Consider the following 15,020-nt stretch of genomic DNA (forward strand, 5'->3'; position numbering starts at 1 on the left):
CAGCGAGCCTCCTCACGAGTTCCTCGCTGTGGACTTTCACCGGGCTCGCTTATCCCGCAGGAGTGTCGCAAATTTCGTTTCAACCAAATATAGAAAGAAATTTACATCGTGAGTTAATAAAGCTAAATAATATATGGAGGGGAAAAGTATGGTAGACAAATCAAAACAAGCTAAGAACATGGTGACAGGTGGACCGATCAAACGGACCGTAGCAGGAGGAATCCTAGGAGCTACAGTCGGATATCTTGCAACACCTGAAAACGGAAAGAAACTCTGGGCACGTGTCGATAAAGAAGCATTAAAAAACAAAAGCATGGGTCTAAGTCGTGCAGCAAAAGAAAAATCAAAATTAGCTGCCCAGAGCCTTAAGTCATCTACTACGAATTTCTTGAACAGAGATCGCGATGAGTCTGAAGAAAGTGCTGAAACAGAGGTAAGTGCCACAGCTGAAGAGGTTGATACTGAAGAGCTGGAAGATTTAAGAGAAGAAAATCAAAAGCTCCAGGATCGATTGAAATCGTTAGAGGAGAAAATGAATAAATTCCTTGAAAGCGAAGAGGAAGACGAAGAAGAAACTGAAGCAGACGAAGATGAAGAAGATGAAGAGGAAGAGGAGGAAACAACGTCTAATCGTCAGAAAAAGACTAACTCAACCAAGAAAAAACAATCAAAAAATGCGAAAGATGAAGACGACGAAGAAGATGAAGAAGAGGAAGGCGTAAAGCAGAAAAATAGCACTAAAAAATCAACAAAGACAAACGGAAAGAAGAAAACGACATCTAAAAAATCAAAAAAAGAGGATGAAGAAGAGGAAGATACGTCATTAACCAGTGAAGATGACACCTCAGCATAAGTTACTACTAGTAAAGGAGCGATTATTGTGAGTTCAGTTGCGCCAAAAGATAGTATACTAGAATACTTTGTGAAAGCAGCCAATACTGGTGATTTCTCATTGGATATTACATTGAATGTAAATGGCTCTGTCATATCTGGAACGATGATTTCAGCTAAAGAATACTTTGAAGAGCTTAGCGGTAAACTTGAGGATGGCAGCGAAATTGCTCAAAAACTTAGTGAGGATCTTTCTGAGGCAAGTGAAGCTGCTGATTCACATGAGGGTGGAGAAGCGAACTTCATCCATATGAAGAATACCCGTGTTTATTGCGGCGACAGTAAACCTACCCCATCAAAAGGGAAAATTCTTTGGAGAGGCAAGCTTGAGCAAATAGATGGCTTCTTCTTAGGGAAAATATCAGATTCGAAAAGTAGTAGTAGCAGTAGTAATAGCAGCAACAGTAAGAAATCATCATAGAAGAAAACCAACAGAATGGCGGGGAGACCCGTCATTTTTGTGTCAACTAGAATTTAGAGGACACCAGAGACCTTATTGATGTAAATCGAAGGGAAATAAGCTGGATTTTACCTAAATAGCGGATCATTTGTCCTCTAATTTTATATAAACGGGTGGTTTCAACTCAATCCCTATAGTTAGGTGCATTTATTAGACTGTATTGATCGATTTAAACCAGTGTAAGGGATTGGCGTCGTTTGGTACTATGAAAAATGCTTTCTGGCTGTTCGACTTTTACGACTTCACCATCGTTCAATATGACGATACGATCTGCTATTACACGTGCATCTTCCTGATCATGTGTGACGAAAATCGATGTGATGCCTGCCTTTTTGATGATTGCCCGTAATTCATCACGGATTTTGTGCTGAAGGTTCGTATCTAAATTGCTGAAAGGTTCATCAAACATGATTAAGGAAGGGTTTGGAGCAAGCGCCCTTGCCAAGGCAACCCTTTGTTGTTGTCCTCCGCTCAATTCATAAGGATACCGATTCACATACTCTTGCATACCAACTAGTTCCAATAATTCCGCTACACGTTCCTTCTTCTTTTCTCGGTTCATCTTTTGAAGCCCAAACTGAATGTTTTTAGAAACAGTCATATGGGGAAAGAGAGCATAATCCTGAAATACCATACCTACACCACGTTTTTCAGGCTGGACGAAATGTGTAGCATCCGTCATCGTTTTGCCATCAATGCTGATGGATCCTCTGTTCGGTATTTCTAAACCAGCAATTAAACGTAACAATGTGCTTTTCCCACTTCCGCTTTCCCCTAAAATCACCGTAATTTCTCCTTGTTTGAATCCAAGAGAAAAATCATTGAAGATTGGTTTTATAGCATTTCTGTAATTGAAATTCAACTCATTGATTTGAATGAACATCAGCTTGGCTCCTTTTCTAATACTCTGTGTAAGAAATAGATGGATAATCCGCTTATACAAATGATGATCAGGGAAGAAACGGATGCTTCATGGACTCTTTCATCACTAGCATATTGAAATGTTTTCGTCGCTAGGGTGTAAAAGTTGAAAGGCTGTAAAATCAAGGTTAGCGGTAATTCTTTTAAAATATCAACAAACGCTAATATGAATCCACCTGCTATAGCCCCTTTAATCATCCTTATATCGACTTTAAAGAACGTCTTGGTAATATTCATACCCAAGGTTCTTGATGCTTCTGTAAACGTTGTTCCAACCTTCTCGAAGCCAGATTCGATCGAGTTGTAACCAACTGCTAGAAAACGTACAACGTAGGCAAAGATAAGCATGATGATACTTAAGCTTAATACAAACGTAGGATCTGCTCCAACCAGTTCATATAATGCGAATACCTTTTTATCAAGAGCGAGAAACAAGGTCAGTACCCCAATTGCAATGACTGCCCCTGGAATCGAGTATCCCAGTACAGTGACTTTGGAAAATATTTTGCTACTCAAGCCATTCGACAGTCTTGTGAAATTGGCAATGATCAACGCAACGAATATGATCATCACTGCTCCAGTAAATGCCACGAATATTGAGTTCCATATCAAATCGATGAAAACAGTGGACCAGATCACCTTATACGTCATCAGCATCCAATTGCTTAACTGTAAGATCGGAATAAGAAAAGCTAAGCTGAAAATCAAGAAGAAATACCCGAATATCGTCCATTTCTTCCACCCTTCCAGACGTACAGGCTGTAAAGGCTGAACTTTAGATGTTGAATAACTGAATTGCTTCCTGCCTCGGAATATCTTCTCAAGAATCAATATTCCAATCACGATCATCATCAAAGTCCCTGCAAGCTTGATTGCTGAATTGATATCTCCCATCCCGAACCAGGCTTGGAAGATCGCGGTACTGAACGTCTGGATACCGAAGTATTTGACCACACCGTAATCGTTCAATACTTCCAATATAACTAAGCTGACACCACCTACAATCGCGGTCCGAGATATTGGCAGTACCACATGTATGAATACCTCGATTGGATTCCTCCCAAGCAGACGCGCATTTTCAACTAGGGAAGAAGACTGATTCTCTAAGAAACTCCTGGTGATGATATAAACATATGGAAAAAGAAACAATGTAAAAATAAAAATCGCGCCGGGCATGGTCATGATATCGAAATAGGCTTGATTGACTTCCATTTCGAATCGATTACGAAGCGTCGTTTGTATGACTCCCGTGTAATTGAGGATCCCGTGATACGTATAAGCTCCAATATATGGAGGTATCGCAAGGGGCAAAATCAATCCCCATTTGAAAAAGCGTTGAAACGGAAATTGATAGGCAGTAACCAGCCATGCGGCAGTAACGCCGATCAGAACTGTGAATACGCTTGTGAACAACACGATCGTCAATGAGTTGAAGATGTAACTTTTTAAGAGAAATTCCTTGATGTGCTCCCAATTATCATTTGATTCTGAAAAAAGCTGTAATAGGATAAGAAGGGCGGGGAGAAGGATCAAAATTGAAAACATGGAACTCAAAATTGCCCAGCTATTTAATTGTGCTTTAGCCTTACGAAGCATTAACAACGGTTCCACCCTCTCACTACCCTGGAAGCATTTCTAGATGTCATCAAGTAGACAGCAGGAGCCGTACCACTTTTGTGATACGGCACTGCCCATGACGTTATTTCCAGCCAACTTCATTCATGATTTTAACAGCATCTGCGTTATTTTTACCAAGCTCAGAAAGGTTAAGGTCCTGTTCCTCGAATTCTCCCCATGATTGGAGAAGTTCAGTTGGCTTAACTTCATCATTCACTGGATATTCATAGTTTGCTTCTGCAAAGTCACCTTGTGCTTTTTTGCTTGATAGATACTCAATCAACTTGATCGCGTTCTCTTTATTTTTTGCGTGTTTCGTCACGCCGATTCCGCTGACGTTGATGTGTGTTCCAGTTGTATCTTGGTTAGGGAAGAATACACCAAGCTGTTCAGCTACTTTCTTTTCTTCAGGATCCTCAGAATTAAGCATTTGCCCAAAATAATAGGTGTTCATGACAGCTAAAACCCCTTCGCCGGCAGCAATGGCTTTCGCCTGGTCGCGATCTCCGCCTTTAGGATCTCTTGCCATGTTATCAGCAATTCCTTGTGCCCATTTTTTCGCATCTTCTTTACCATTTAGAGCGATGAATGAAGCTACCAGGGATTGATTATAAATGTTTTCTGAAGAGCGGATCAATACCTTTCCTTTCCACTTGTCTTCTGTAAGATCCTCATAAGTTGAAAGCTCTGATGGATCTACCTTGTCTTTGGAATATACGATGACACGTGCGCGTTTTGTCAATCCAAACCATTGTTTGTCCATGTCAGTCAGATTTTCAGGAATATTCTTGCTTAACGTTTCACTATCTACACTTTGTAGAAGGTCTTTTTCCTTTGCTCGGTTTAATCGTCCCGCATCTGCAGTAAAGAACAAATCGCCTTTTGTTGCTTTTCCTTCACGGTCCAATCGTTCAATCAATTCATCTTCTTCACCTTTGATGATATTCACCTTGATCCCAGTTTCTTTAGTGAAGTCTGCAAAGATTTTGTCATCCACTTCGTAATGACGGCTTGTATAAAGGTTGACCTCTCCGCCTTCTTTCATATCACTACTGCTTGAATCAGAACCAGCATCGTCTTTATTCGAATTTCCACAACCTGATACGACAAGCGCTAACATCAGGATGAATGAAATAAATGAAAAATACCTTGTTGTTTTCATGATGAATCTCCTTTTTTATGTAATAAACTGAAAATGATTCTCAACAACAATTATAATGATAATCATTCTCAAGTCAATGGAAATTTTTAAATATATTCTGGAAATATTAACCCCAGGAACTAATTGGGGATACGATACACGCTATACCTCTCATATCATAAACTGTAAAAAATATTAAAAGGGAGGTATTGCATTGAAAAAATATCAACTGAATGCCATCAAGGCACCAGGAATAGATGAGATGATGTATTTCCGAAACAACTCTACTGACTTCAGTACGTTCAAATATGTGTTTCATGACCAAGAATATCATTTGCCGAAGCTGACATTCGACCCGAGGTGGATTATCGATGGTGGAGCGAATGTGGGGTATAGCAGCGTGTTTTTTGCTGAACAGTTTCCGCAGGCAAAAGTGATAGCTGTCGAATCAGACCCAACCAACATAGAGGTGATGGAGAAGAATATCGCGCCATACCATCAAATTGAAGCGTTACATTCGGGATTATGGAACAAGAATACGTATTTGAGAGTAAAAGATGTAGGTTTAGGGGAATGGGGGATGATGGTCGAGGAAACCGAGCAAAACGAACCAGGTTCGTTTAAAGCTGTCACAATCGAATCGATCTTAGCAGATTACGGAATTGATGAGATTGACATTCTGAAGTTGAACATTGAAGGTGCAGAGAAAGAGCTGTTTTCACAAGGGTATGAAAATTGGTTAGACAAGGTGAAAATTGTGATTATCGAACTTCATGACAGAATGAAACCAGGTTGTAGTAAAGCATTCTATAAAGCAATAAAACCATATGATTTTTCATCTTTTAAACGCGGAGCAAATGTTATTTTATATAAAAAAGGTTGTTTCATAAGAAAAAGATGACAGTTAAAAAGATAGGCTGTGGAAGACAGGCATGAGACCTGAATAGAGATGCACCATTATGTTGACGAGCGAATAGGGTAACCATACAGAGGTTTGTTAGGAGGGAATAACATGCCTGTATCGGTTGTGTTCAACCAAATTGCAGTCAATGCCGTTAATGAAAACGCAACAATCGCAACAGGTCAAAATAACCAACAGGATTGGAACTGGCAAGGGAAAAACAACTTTGCAGCCGGTATGCCAATTGGGTTTGTCATTGCGATAAACAATTTCAATACATTGATTGACAATGACCTGATCGATACACCGAGCACGAATCCAGAAGTCGTGAATCCACAGCCAAATATCCAATATTAGGTTTTCATTATGAATATTATTTTCGATACAATCAACATCAATAATCTAAGTGATAATTCAGGTGTTTTTAACGGAGAGAATACCCAAACGCATTGGACTACACAGAAAAAGGAGAACTATGGTTTAGGGACAGCAATCGGTGAAAACAATCTATTTTTCCAAAACATCAATGTCGTATATGATAACGATTTGATCGATATGCCAATCCGAAATTATCAATATCAATCAGAAGATAAAAAAGGAAAAGGGGAGGTAGATTAACTTTCCTTTTTTAACTTCTCTCTTATAATTTCCTGAGTCCACTCGGGGAGTTGGTGATCTTGACTGTTGATCAGCATATCAAGTATAGCCGAATCACTTAATAAGGATCGGAGTCCTTCAATCGAGTTGTTATCTCCACTAATGGAGCCGAATCCTTGATTAAGCTTTTTATAGCTTTCAAAGCCGCTTGGAGCATTGTTTCCAAAATTTACACAAGACGCTCCTTCAACCGAACCGATTCGAATCGTATGGATGAAAAAATTAGGTGAAAGCATCTGTTTCATTCCTCCTTTGAGTTGAAAGAGAATGAATATCCGTTTTTTGTAGCTTTTGCTTTCATTTCAGAATCATCTGAGCCACACTTCTTTTTATTTTTTCTGTCCTTTACAGTTACACCGAAATTATTTCCGACATTCAATGCGCCACTTAAATCTTCAATATCGATCTGATCAAGCTTGAAGTTCAGTTCTTCTAGTGTGGGATCATGAATATCGATTTGATTGATATGGAAATGATACTCGATCGGTTGTTTTTTTGATTCAAGCAATTGGTTTAATGTATGGATTTGATTCTTTAAATCTTCTATTTCCGTTTTCTTTCTAACCCTTTTAAATAACCACATTATGGACGTTCCTGTTCGGATTGATTTTTCTTAATCAAATGTTTGTTGTTGATGATTACATTCCGATCACCGATTATCGAGCCGTGACCTTCATACTTACGTCCTTTATAGGTGAAATCCTTTTGAAAGTTATCACCTGAAAATACACCAGAGGAAGATGAAACATTATCGATCGTAAAATTGTTGAATCTGATATGAGGCGTCATATTTTTCACCTCCCGAATGTAAATGTTTGAAAGGAAGAATGACCAATGTTCGATTACAGTAAACTCATAAATCAATTTTTGGATGATCCGATGAAATGGACGAATGACAAAAGTAATATGGATATGTCATGGCTTGAACAATATATTCAGCAAACGATACAACAATCTGTTGGTAATCAAAGTGCTTACATTCAACCACACTCATTGAATACTGTATCTCCAAACCAAAATGGGCTTCGCCACGAGTTGGTTGAGTTGATGAATTACTATGTTGTCAAGCTTCAGGTGGCTGATGGCATAGATATAAAACAATTGCGAATCTCTTTAGGTAATTCAAGATTGATAGTCTCTGGACTTCCAAACGGACAGTCAGAATATATCCAACTCCCAGGCCCAACTGCAAAGAGAGGTTTCAAAGCACAATATAAACATCCTTTTGTCGAAGTAAGATTATTGAAAACAAACGATGACACGGTCAACGATATTCCGATCGATTATTAATCAGTCTTCATCCATATCGATTATGATTTCATCTTCATTCTGTTCCTTTTGGATTCGGATTTCGAGCAGACCATTTTTGTATCGGGCAGTGATTTTTTCTGGAGTGTAATGGAAAGGGACTAATACTGATCTCTTGAAATTCCCTGTAAACCGTTCATTTTGGATAAGCTTATCCTGTGGAACGGGATAATGATAATCGATCTTACCTTGAAGAATAAGATGGGTTCCATGTTGTTTGATTTTGATTTCATTAATCGATCGCAAGCCTGGTAATTCAAAAATGATAATTCCTTCTGCATCTGTTTCATACATATCATAGGAGGGCCCCCGCTTCGGGATGACATGATGGAGGTCATTCCAGAAATCCTCACCAAGGACATGGTCCACTTCATTTGAAAACTTAGACCAATTTACTTTCCCTGTTTTCTTCTGCATATCAACACCCCCACATCCATTTATATGCGATTAAAGGAGAATCATGAAATCGTATTGAGGGAGGGGGTTGCGGATTGCCCCATGAAAATGAGTATAGTTCCACGTATTTATTAGGGAGTTGTGAAAAACAGAACCTATACTATAAGAACCTTTATTAAGATATTTGAAAAAAGAGGGTTGTGCGGGGAGAAACACGAATAGGATTTATAGGAGCGGCCATTCCGGTACGCTCTTTTTTCTAGGCTCTTTTCTTAAAGATTGTTGCTTTTGAGTCATTTTACAAAATCACTTTGTGCAAGTTGATTGGAGGGCAAGGTGCGAGACGCCTCGAAAATGAAAATCGCATTTTCTTCGTGCGGTGTATTGCTTCCGAAGCCACCAGCTTGTGCCCTTATACTGAAAAAAGTATTTTATACTTTCTTTAAGTGCAAGAGCAACAACGTTTGCGAAAACAGCCTTTTTCTTTGTGCTGTATAATTATTGCAGCTTTAATGAGCGGGAAAGCCCACTCCTTTAGGGGTGGGATGAAAGCGAATAAATCATTCTTTTCTTCTTTCAATACGAACACACGTTTGGTATAATGTGGATATAGACATACAAAAAGAACCAAAACAACGGGATGTCGAAGAACAAAAAACGAGGGGGGTAAACATGTCACTTACAGTCACGGTCCAAGTGAAACTGTTGCCTAATCAACATCAAAGTGATTTAATGAGTCGCTCGAGCACCACGTATATTGCAACAATTAATGCGCTTGTAATGGAAATGGTACAGGCGAAAGAACCGACCCGAAAAACCTCCAAACATGTAAATGCTCCTCTCCCTAGTGCTGTCAAAAATCAGGCAATCCGGGATGCAAAAAGTGTCTTTCGGAAAGTAAAGAAATCCCAATATCGAATCATCCCCATCTTAAAGAAACCCTGCATCCTTTGGAACAATCAGAACTACACGTTTGATGAGGGATCCGTTTCAGTACCATTGATAGTAGACGGAAAATCCAAGCGTATCCGCATTAACGCTACCTTCACGCAAGACACTCTCACGAAACTTGCTTTCCACAAACATGGAACCCTCCGCATCACGAAAAAAGCTCACAAGTGGATCGCTCAGTTTTCGATAGAGATCCCGACCCAACAAAACACGGGCACCAAAACCATGGGTGTCGATCTCGGTCTGAAAGTCCCGGCTGTTGCGGTCACTGAAGACGAGAAGACCCGGTTTTTTGGCAACGGAAGGCGAAACAAGTACGTTCGAAGAAAGTTCAAATTCAAACGACAACAGCTCGGACGAAAGAAAAAGCTCACTGCCATCAAAAAGCTCCATAATAAAGAGCAACGCTGGATGAAGGACCAAGACCATAAGGTGAGTCGGCAAATTGTCGATTTCGCAGTCAAACATAATGTGTCAATTATACGATTAGAAAAGTTGGCGAATATTCGCCAGACGGCAAAAACAAGCCGTAAAAATGCAAAGAACCTTCACACCTGGTCCTTTTATCGTTTAGCGTCCTTCATCGAATACAAAGCAACGCTCGCAGGAATCAAAGTCGAATATGTCGATCCCAAATACACGAGTCAAACCTGTCCATCATGTGGCATTCGGAACAAAATCAAAGACCGTTCATACAAATGCCGGTGCGGCTACCACACCCACCGCGATCGGGTGGGGGCGATGAATATTCGTCATGCACCTGTGATCGATGGTCAAAGTCGATCAGCCTAAGAGGCTATAAGCCCTGTCTTAGGAGGGGTGATGGCACACCCTAAGCTCGAAGGTTGTCCAAAACAGAAATGGCCTGAGGACGGAAAATCATTCGAGAATCCCACTGGACCGAAAGTTCAGCTTGCGGCTTTAGCCGTGGGAGTGTCAAATTAGCGAAAAAAATTGTAAGGGAGGACGAGAAAACACTTCTTCCAACAATTTGGGTCACTGTTTCATTCATTTTCATCGTTTATATGATCATAATTAGCAATGGTGCGACTTAATAAGGTAATCGAATTCATAGAGATTCAGTTCGGATCATTAACCATGGCTTCCCTAAATCCTTTTCCGAAATTAAGGCATGCTTGTTCATCCTCATCCTCTGGTGCCAGTTCGACTTTCAATCCTTCTAGTATGATTTTTGCTCCAAGTTCAGACAGCTTGTCTTGCAAAATATCAACTGCTGCACCGTACTGAGGATACATGGAGTCACATGATCCGAATGTTGCAGCACGAATACCTGATAGATTCACATCTTCAAGGTCATCATAAAAGTCTTCCATCTCATCAGGAAGGTCTCCATCTCCCCAGGTATAGGAACCCACTAGGAGCCCATCATATGTTCTCAATTCATCTACTGAGATGTCATCGATATCGATTTGTTTTTTGACGATATCTATGGTGTCATTACGTAATCCACGTTCAATGAGGTCGGCCATTTCTTCAGTATTCCCTGACATACTTGCATACAGAATCAATACACGCTTCATCACTACCACTCCTGTTAGATTGAACTTATCAATTGAGAATGATTATCAATATCTGTAGTATAATTGAGAAGCGTTCTCATTGTCAACAAGGAGAAGAGAATACTAAAACAGGTTCAAGTGTCCGTGTGAATGCCTCATACGACAACTCGAATGGAAAAATCATGCTTATTTATCCATATGAAAACCCATACCAGTCATAGAAATGATTGTACAGGGTACGGCATTCTTAAAGTGTTCGCGTATTTACCTCTACTGCTGCTCGAATACCTGATTCAATCGCACCTTCGATCCAGCCGTGGAAAGAAGAGGTATGTTCCCCAGCGAAATGGATCCGCCCTTCCGGCATTTTGATCACTTCATCAAACTCTGTATATTGATAAGGTTTAAATAATGTGAAACATCCACCGGAAAATTGATTTTGTCCCCAGCTGAAGGAAGTGCCATTGAGGAATTGTTCAAAAACGACAGGTCCGTGTACATAGGAAAGGATTTTCAGTGCTTCGTAAATCCGTCTACCTTCAGGTAAAGCATCCCATAATGAGGTGTTATCTCCCCATGAATAACTGCCCAGCATAACGCCTGGTCCTGGAACGCCGATATCATGACTTGGGTAATAGGCGAATTGCGTTGGGAGATCAGTAGTCAGGCTTCCACCGAAAAGCTTTTCTTTTTCCCAGAACTTATGCTTGAATTCAAGGCCGATTTTGGTCGAATCGACATAATTCAGTTCAGCGATCGCTTCTCTTTTATAAAAAGACATGGATTCATACGGCTCAACCCGGACGAATTGGAAGATCGAAAATGGGATGGTCGTGATGACATAATCTCCTCTTACTTCTTGCTTTTGACCCGTCAAAGGATTTTTACCCGAAACGATGACCCCATCCGAATATTGATTGATTCTTTCAACCAGGTGGTGGAAGAAAACATTTCGTTTCAGTTGAGGCATGAACGACCAGGGGAGCCGGTCGTTTCCACCCTTGATCTCAAAATATTTCAGATCTGCACTGTACAAGTTCGTGACGATGTCTGTGACAATATCGCTGAATGATAGTTCAGGGAATCCTTCTATACCTAATAGAACCTGGATGAAACGGATTTCTTCTGTATTGAGGGATCTCCCGAAAGGATTATTTTTCAAAAAGGTTTCAAACGAGTACTGATCGTATTTTTCTCTGAGTTTCTTCCGTTCGGCAGGTGTCGCATTTTGATATAACTCGAAAAACGGCTCGACTGCTTCGGTAAAAATGGCAAATGCAGTTTGATTTTCATAGGCTTTCTGTACTGGAAACTGGAGGATTCCAGGGTCTTCTTCATACGATTTTTTCCGTGTCAGCACGTTATTGACATAAAGAAGATCGTTTGGCGTGCTATTGATGAACTCGTTGACCGGCAGCTTAAACTTCTCAATGTATTCAAGTATCAATGGTTGCGTATTTGGGATTCTCATCGCCCCTGCATCAAGGTAATTCCCTTTTGTAAATGGTTCACGGAGTGTATAGACCCTACCGCCGACCCGGTCATTCCCTTCAAGGATTACAACTTGATGACCGGCTGTTTTCAATAGAGAACCAGCAACGAGACCAGCCATCCCAGCACCTAGAATGATGATCTTTTTTGGGTTTGCAGTAGTTGGCAGACCTTCCCGGATGATGGCTAACATCTCATCAGGGTAAGAGGGTTCTTCTCTTGAGACAGGTGAAATAAACCGTTTGGGCATTTGAATCCCTCCTTATCCTTAAAAGTCTATTTACCACAACATAGGAATATTACAGCCTAAAGGAGCGGGAAAGCCCACTCCTTTAGGGATGAGATGAAAGCGAATAAATCATTTTTTTCTTCTTTTGATACGAACTTACGTTTGGTATAATGGTGGATATAGACACACAAAAAGAACCAAAAAACGGGATTTCGAAGAACAAAAAACGAGGGGGTAAACATGTCACAGACGGTCACGGTCCAAGTGAAACTGTTGCCTAATCAAAATCAAAGTGATTTATTGAGTCGCTCGAGCACCACGTATATTGCCACGATCAATGCGCTTGTAGCTGAAATGGTAAAAGCGAAAGAACCGACCCGAAAAACCTCCAAACATGTAAATGCTCCTCTACCCAGTGCTGTCAAAAATCAGGCGATCCGGGATGCAAAAAGTGTCTTTCGGAATGCAAGGAAATCCCAGTATCGAATCATCCCCATCTTAAAGAAACCCTGCATCCTTTGGAACAATCAGAACTACACGTTTGATGCTGCAACCATTTCGATACCGTTGCTGATCAATGGAAAATCGAAACGTATCCGCATCAAGGCTTTCTTCACGAGAGACATCATCACCAAACTTGCTTCCTATAAACGCGGAACTCTCCGCATCACAAAAAAAGCAAACAAATGGATCGCTCAGTTTTCAATAGAGATCACTATCCAACAAAATACGGACACCAAAACCATGGGTGTCGATCTCGGTCTGAAAGTCCCTGCTGTTGCGGTAACCGAAGACGAGAAGACACGATTTTTTGGAAACGGAAGACGAAACAAGTATGTTCGACGGATGTTCAAATCCAAACGACAACAGCTCGGACGAAAGAAAAAACTCACTGCCATCAAAAAGCTCAATAATAAAGAGCAGCGCTGGATGAAGGACCAAGACCATAAGGTGAGTCGACAAATTGTCGATTTCGCCATTAAACAGCAGGTGTCAATCATACGCTTGGAACAATTGGCGAATATTCGCCAGACGGCAAAAACAAGCCGTAAAAATGCAAAGAACCTTCACACCTGGACCTTTTATCGTTTAGCGTCCTTCATCGAATACAAAGCAACGCTCGCAGGAATCAAACTCGAATATGTCGATCCCAAATACACGAGTCAAACCTGTCCATCATGCGGCATTCGGAACAAAATCAAAGACCGTTCATACAAATGCCGGTGCGGCTACCACACCCACCGGGATCGGGTGGGGGCGATGAATATTCGTCATGCACCTGTGATCGATGGTCAATGTCGATCAGCCTAAGAGGCTATAGGCCCTGTCTTAGGAGGGGTGATGGCACACCCTGATCTTGAAGGTTGTCCAAAACAGAAATGGCCTGAGGACGGAAAATCATTCGAGAATCCCACTGGACCGAAGGTTCAGCTTGCGGCTTTAGCCGTGGGAGGGTCAAATTAGGACGTTATACCAAGAAAATATGAATTTTAAAAAAGTCCGTTTGAGACAAGCTGATTTCAGACATCCTATTTCCTAAAGAGACAAAGTTGTGACGTCAATGATCGAGAAAGGTCAAAAAGCGAAAGGGGAAATGGGAATGGAACCTGAAAAGGCAATTGGGTTGATGTTGCAGTTCGGTATGTACACGATTGGGGTAATTACTGTCACAATTTTGATTTTGAACGCGTTGACATGATGAATGCTATGTTTTTATGAGACCTGCTGCTGAGGTCTTTCTTTTTTTGTCTCTTTTTTGCTTGAACATGTCGCAATTTTACTATCGATTGTTAGAGGAAGAGCGAGATCAAGGGAGAAAATACGTAATAACCAATCTGAAAAAGGAGAGAGCTTATGAGTAGAACCCTGAATATATGGTCCTTTCTAATTATGTTTGTCTGTTTCGGTTTGTTTTTGACTCAGTCACTCTTCCTTCAAGTGTTACAGCCCTCCATCGGTTATCAGCTCATGCTTGCTCTGGCTCTGTTAGCATTCTTTTTGGGTGTGATCGGGATGTTTTCAATCGATAATTGGAAAGCAGCTTTCCGGAGTATTCTTACCATCTTTTTCAGTGCTTCCTTATCCGTTGTATTGACCTTCATCGTTTTTATTAGTCTGCTTTTTGGTTAAATGGGTGACGCGTGTGGGCTCTCCTTCATAAGATGTAGGAACGTTTTAGGAGGAGGGTTCAGGCATGGCCAAGACACCAGCCAAAAAGACAAACAAGAAAGTTTCAAGATACGAATCGAGCGTAAACAAGTATGAACATACAATGAAAATGGTGACCAGTGAGACGTGTATAGCCTGTAAAACTCAATGCGCTCGTGGGATCAGCTATATGGAGAGAATGTCGAAGCCCGGTGCGGTCGGTAATGGAGTGCCATGCCATCTGACAAAAGGAAAAGGGATGAAATAGGCGGATAATTTCAGGAAATTATTGATCAGAAGGGCTGGAAACCAGTCCTTTTTCTCATTTAAAGAAAGTATAAATACTTTCTTCAATATAAAAGCACAAGCTGTTGGCTTCGGAAGCGATA

The 15,020-nt window shown here is 40.7% G+C and carries 22 protein-coding genes; 13 read left to right on the forward strand and 9 right to left on the reverse strand.

Annotated elements, in window-relative coordinates; translation table 11 throughout:
• Nucleotides 1-148 precede the first annotated feature (148 nt).
• Both gvpT and gvpU read left to right on the forward strand, forming a co-directional pair.
• Nucleotides 149-853, forward strand: coding sequence for a GvpT/GvpP family gas vesicle accessory protein (gvpT, locus tag ACTWQL_RS15770; RefSeq protein WP_443143382.1), 705 nt, complete (start codon nt 149-151; stop codon nt 851-853).
• Between the two features lie 27 nt (nt 854-880).
• The gene (gene gvpU, locus ACTWQL_RS15775) at nt 881-1,312 is read left to right on the forward strand and encodes a gas vesicle accessory protein GvpU (protein WP_443143383.1); all 432 of its coding nucleotides are present in this window, start codon (nt 881-883) and stop codon (nt 1,310-1,312) included.
• 208 nt (nt 1,313-1,520) lie between these two features.
• Here gvpU and ACTWQL_RS15780 read toward each other — a convergent pair whose 3' ends face one another.
• The 3 genes from ACTWQL_RS15780 to ACTWQL_RS15790 all read right to left on the reverse strand — a co-directional run bounded on the left by ACTWQL_RS15780 (nt 1,521) and on the right by ACTWQL_RS15790 (nt 5,051).
• Complete coding sequence (locus ACTWQL_RS15780) at nt 1,521-2,234, reverse strand: ABC transporter ATP-binding protein (RefSeq protein WP_443143384.1); 714 nt, start codon at nt 2,232-2,234, stop codon at nt 1,521-1,523.
• Entirely contained in the window at nt 2,234-3,868 is a 1,635-nt protein-coding gene (locus ACTWQL_RS15785; protein ID WP_443143385.1) for an ABC transporter permease, read from the reverse strand. Before ACTWQL_RS15785 ends, ACTWQL_RS15780 begins: the two co-directional genes overlap by 1 nt.
• A 103-nt stretch (nt 3,869-3,971) precedes the next feature.
• The gene (locus ACTWQL_RS15790) at nt 3,972-5,051 is read right to left on the reverse strand and encodes a Fe(3+) ABC transporter substrate-binding protein (protein WP_443143386.1); all 1,080 of its coding nucleotides are present in this window, start codon (nt 5,049-5,051) and stop codon (nt 3,972-3,974) included.
• Nucleotides 5,052-5,244: 193 nt separating this feature from the next.
• On the opposite strand from ACTWQL_RS15790, the gene ACTWQL_RS15795 reads away from it, so the two are divergent.
• The 3 genes from ACTWQL_RS15795 to ACTWQL_RS15805 all read left to right on the forward strand — a co-directional run bounded on the left by ACTWQL_RS15795 (nt 5,245) and on the right by ACTWQL_RS15805 (nt 6,549).
• Nucleotides 5,245-5,931: an FkbM family methyltransferase gene (locus ACTWQL_RS15795; protein WP_443143387.1), complete on the forward strand. Its 687-nt coding sequence runs from the start codon at nt 5,245-5,247 to the stop codon at nt 5,929-5,931.
• A 111-nt stretch (nt 5,932-6,042) separates the two neighbouring features.
• Nucleotides 6,043-6,288: a hypothetical protein gene (locus tag ACTWQL_RS15800; RefSeq protein ID WP_443143388.1), complete on the forward strand. Its 246-nt coding sequence runs from the start codon at nt 6,043-6,045 to the stop codon at nt 6,286-6,288.
• A 9-nt stretch (nt 6,289-6,297) separates the two neighbouring features.
• Entirely contained in the window at nt 6,298-6,549 is a 252-nt protein-coding gene (locus ACTWQL_RS15805; RefSeq protein ID WP_443143389.1) for a hypothetical protein, read from the forward strand.
• Here the strand turns inward: ACTWQL_RS15805 and ACTWQL_RS15810 are convergent.
• Genes ACTWQL_RS15810 through ACTWQL_RS15820 form a run of 3 tightly spaced genes read right to left on the reverse strand, consistent with a single transcriptional unit; the run spans nt 6,546 to nt 7,377 of the window.
• Nucleotides 6,546-6,824, reverse strand: a complete 279-nt coding sequence (locus ACTWQL_RS15810; protein WP_443143390.1) for a hypothetical protein — start codon at nt 6,822-6,824, stop codon at nt 6,546-6,548. The two genes, ACTWQL_RS15805 and ACTWQL_RS15810, sit on opposite strands and share 4 nt — an antisense overlap.
• Before the next feature lie 5 nt (nt 6,825-6,829).
• Nucleotides 6,830-7,171 carry a hypothetical protein gene (locus ACTWQL_RS15815; protein WP_443143391.1) on the reverse strand — a complete coding sequence of 114 codons (342 nt, stop codon included), beginning with the start codon at nt 7,169-7,171 and terminating at the stop codon, nt 6,830-6,832.
• The gene (locus tag ACTWQL_RS15820) at nt 7,171-7,377 is read right to left on the reverse strand and encodes a hypothetical protein (RefSeq protein ID WP_443143392.1); all 207 of its coding nucleotides are present in this window, start codon (nt 7,375-7,377) and stop codon (nt 7,171-7,173) included. The genes ACTWQL_RS15815 and ACTWQL_RS15820 overlap by 1 nt, the downstream gene beginning before the upstream one ends.
• A 45-nt stretch (nt 7,378-7,422) precedes the next feature.
• Between ACTWQL_RS15820 and ACTWQL_RS15825 the strand changes: the two genes are divergently transcribed.
• Nucleotides 7,423-7,878, forward strand: a complete 456-nt coding sequence (locus ACTWQL_RS15825) for a hypothetical protein (RefSeq protein WP_443143393.1) — start codon at nt 7,423-7,425, stop codon at nt 7,876-7,878.
• On the opposite strand, the gene ACTWQL_RS15830 is transcribed toward ACTWQL_RS15825, so the two are convergent.
• Entirely contained in the window at nt 7,879-8,313 is a 435-nt protein-coding gene (locus ACTWQL_RS15830) for an Hsp20/alpha crystallin family protein (RefSeq protein WP_443143394.1), read from the reverse strand.
• A 651-nt stretch (nt 8,314-8,964) separates the two neighbouring features.
• Between ACTWQL_RS15830 and ACTWQL_RS15835 the strand changes: the two genes are divergently transcribed.
• Entirely contained in the window at nt 8,965-10,035 is a 1,071-nt protein-coding gene (locus tag ACTWQL_RS15835; protein WP_443143395.1) for an RNA-guided endonuclease InsQ/TnpB family protein, read from the forward strand.
• Between the two features lie 30 nt (nt 10,036-10,065).
• The gene (locus tag ACTWQL_RS15840) at nt 10,066-10,188 is read left to right on the forward strand and encodes a hypothetical protein (RefSeq protein ID WP_443143396.1); all 123 of its coding nucleotides are present in this window, start codon (nt 10,066-10,068) and stop codon (nt 10,186-10,188) included.
• Nucleotides 10,189-10,322: 134 nt separating this feature from the next.
• Here the strand turns inward: ACTWQL_RS15840 and ACTWQL_RS15845 are convergent, their stop codons facing one another.
• Together ACTWQL_RS15845 and ACTWQL_RS15850 are read right to left on the reverse strand one after the other, a co-directional pair.
• Complete coding sequence (locus ACTWQL_RS15845) at nt 10,323-10,784, reverse strand: flavodoxin (RefSeq protein ID WP_443143397.1); 462 nt, start codon at nt 10,782-10,784, stop codon at nt 10,323-10,325.
• 226 nt (nt 10,785-11,010) lie between these two features.
• On the reverse strand, nt 11,011-12,504 hold the full coding sequence (locus ACTWQL_RS15850; protein WP_443143398.1) for a flavin monoamine oxidase family protein: 1,494 nt from the start codon (nt 12,502-12,504) through the stop codon (nt 11,011-11,013).
• A 219-nt stretch (nt 12,505-12,723) separates the two neighbouring features.
• Between ACTWQL_RS15850 and ACTWQL_RS15855 the strand changes: the two genes are divergently transcribed.
• The 5 genes from ACTWQL_RS15855 to ACTWQL_RS15875 all read left to right on the forward strand — a co-directional run bounded on the left by ACTWQL_RS15855 (nt 12,724) and on the right by ACTWQL_RS15875 (nt 14,899).
• A complete protein-coding gene (locus ACTWQL_RS15855; RefSeq protein WP_443143399.1) occupies nt 12,724-13,794 on the forward strand; it encodes an RNA-guided endonuclease InsQ/TnpB family protein in 1,071 nt (356 codons plus the stop codon).
• Nucleotides 13,795-13,824: 30 nt separating this feature from the next.
• Nucleotides 13,825-13,947: a hypothetical protein gene (locus ACTWQL_RS15860; RefSeq protein ID WP_443143400.1), complete on the forward strand. Its 123-nt coding sequence runs from the start codon at nt 13,825-13,827 to the stop codon at nt 13,945-13,947.
• 97 nt (nt 13,948-14,044) lie between these two features.
• Nucleotides 14,045-14,182: a putative holin-like toxin gene (locus ACTWQL_RS15865; protein ID WP_443143486.1), complete on the forward strand. Its 138-nt coding sequence runs from the start codon at nt 14,045-14,047 to the stop codon at nt 14,180-14,182.
• Between the two features lie 155 nt (nt 14,183-14,337).
• A complete protein-coding gene (locus tag ACTWQL_RS15870; RefSeq protein ID WP_443143401.1) occupies nt 14,338-14,613 on the forward strand; it encodes a hypothetical protein in 276 nt (91 codons plus the stop codon).
• A 64-nt stretch (nt 14,614-14,677) separates the two neighbouring features.
• Complete coding sequence (locus ACTWQL_RS15875; protein ID WP_443143402.1) at nt 14,678-14,899, forward strand: hypothetical protein; 222 nt, start codon at nt 14,678-14,680, stop codon at nt 14,897-14,899.
• The last annotated feature ends 121 nt before the right edge of the window (nt 14,900-15,020 follow it).

The organism is Pseudalkalibacillus sp. R45, assembly GCF_052246725.1.
GTDB lineage: Bacteria > Bacillota > Bacilli > Bacillales > Fictibacillaceae > Pseudalkalibacillus.

What these genes read in the sequence shown, in the direction of transcription:
- gvpT (WP_443143382.1), top strand. Translation starts at nt 149, where the DNA reads ATGGTAGACAAATCAAAACAAGCTAAGAACATGGTGACAGGTGGACCG.
- ACTWQL_RS15780 (WP_443143384.1), bottom strand. Translation starts at nt 2,234, where the DNA reads ATGTTCATTCAAATCAATGAGTTGAATTTCAATTACAGAAATGCTATA.
- ACTWQL_RS15785 (WP_443143385.1), bottom strand. Translation starts at nt 3,868, where the DNA reads ATGCTTCGTAAGGCTAAAGCACAATTAAATAGCTGGGCAATTTTGAGT.
- ACTWQL_RS15790 (WP_443143386.1), bottom strand. Translation starts at nt 5,051, where the DNA reads ATGAAAACAACAAGGTATTTTTCATTTATTTCATTCATCCTGATGTTA.
- ACTWQL_RS15800 (WP_443143388.1), top strand. Translation starts at nt 6,043, where the DNA reads ATGCCTGTATCGGTTGTGTTCAACCAAATTGCAGTCAATGCCGTTAAT.
- ACTWQL_RS15805 (WP_443143389.1), top strand. Translation starts at nt 6,298, where the DNA reads ATGAATATTATTTTCGATACAATCAACATCAATAATCTAAGTGATAAT.
- ACTWQL_RS15810 (WP_443143390.1), bottom strand. Translation starts at nt 6,824, where the DNA reads ATGCTTTCACCTAATTTTTTCATCCATACGATTCGAATCGGTTCGGTT.
- ACTWQL_RS15815 (WP_443143391.1), bottom strand. Translation starts at nt 7,171, where the DNA reads ATGTGGTTATTTAAAAGGGTTAGAAAGAAAACGGAAATAGAAGATTTA.
- ACTWQL_RS15820 (WP_443143392.1), bottom strand. Translation starts at nt 7,377, where the DNA reads ATGACGCCTCATATCAGATTCAACAATTTTACGATCGATAATGTTTCA.
- ACTWQL_RS15825 (WP_443143393.1), top strand. Translation starts at nt 7,423, where the DNA reads ATGTTCGATTACAGTAAACTCATAAATCAATTTTTGGATGATCCGATG.
- ACTWQL_RS15830 (WP_443143394.1), bottom strand. Translation starts at nt 8,313, where the DNA reads ATGCAGAAGAAAACAGGGAAAGTAAATTGGTCTAAGTTTTCAAATGAA.
- ACTWQL_RS15835 (WP_443143395.1), top strand. Translation starts at nt 8,965, where the DNA reads ATGTCACTTACAGTCACGGTCCAAGTGAAACTGTTGCCTAATCAACAT.
- ACTWQL_RS15840 (WP_443143396.1), top strand. Translation starts at nt 10,066, where the DNA reads ATGGCACACCCTAAGCTCGAAGGTTGTCCAAAACAGAAATGGCCTGAG.
- ACTWQL_RS15845 (WP_443143397.1), bottom strand. Translation starts at nt 10,784, where the DNA reads ATGAAGCGTGTATTGATTCTGTATGCAAGTATGTCAGGGAATACTGAA.
- ACTWQL_RS15850 (WP_443143398.1), bottom strand. Translation starts at nt 12,504, where the DNA reads ATGCCCAAACGGTTTATTTCACCTGTCTCAAGAGAAGAACCCTCTTAC.
- ACTWQL_RS15855 (WP_443143399.1), top strand. Translation starts at nt 12,724, where the DNA reads ATGTCACAGACGGTCACGGTCCAAGTGAAACTGTTGCCTAATCAAAAT.
- ACTWQL_RS15860 (WP_443143400.1), top strand. Translation starts at nt 13,825, where the DNA reads ATGGCACACCCTGATCTTGAAGGTTGTCCAAAACAGAAATGGCCTGAG.
- ACTWQL_RS15865 (WP_443143486.1), top strand. Translation starts at nt 14,045, where the DNA reads ATGATCGAGAAAGGTCAAAAAGCGAAAGGGGAAATGGGAATGGAACCT.
- ACTWQL_RS15870 (WP_443143401.1), top strand. Translation starts at nt 14,338, where the DNA reads ATGAGTAGAACCCTGAATATATGGTCCTTTCTAATTATGTTTGTCTGT.
- ACTWQL_RS15875 (WP_443143402.1), top strand. Translation starts at nt 14,678, where the DNA reads ATGGCCAAGACACCAGCCAAAAAGACAAACAAGAAAGTTTCAAGATAC.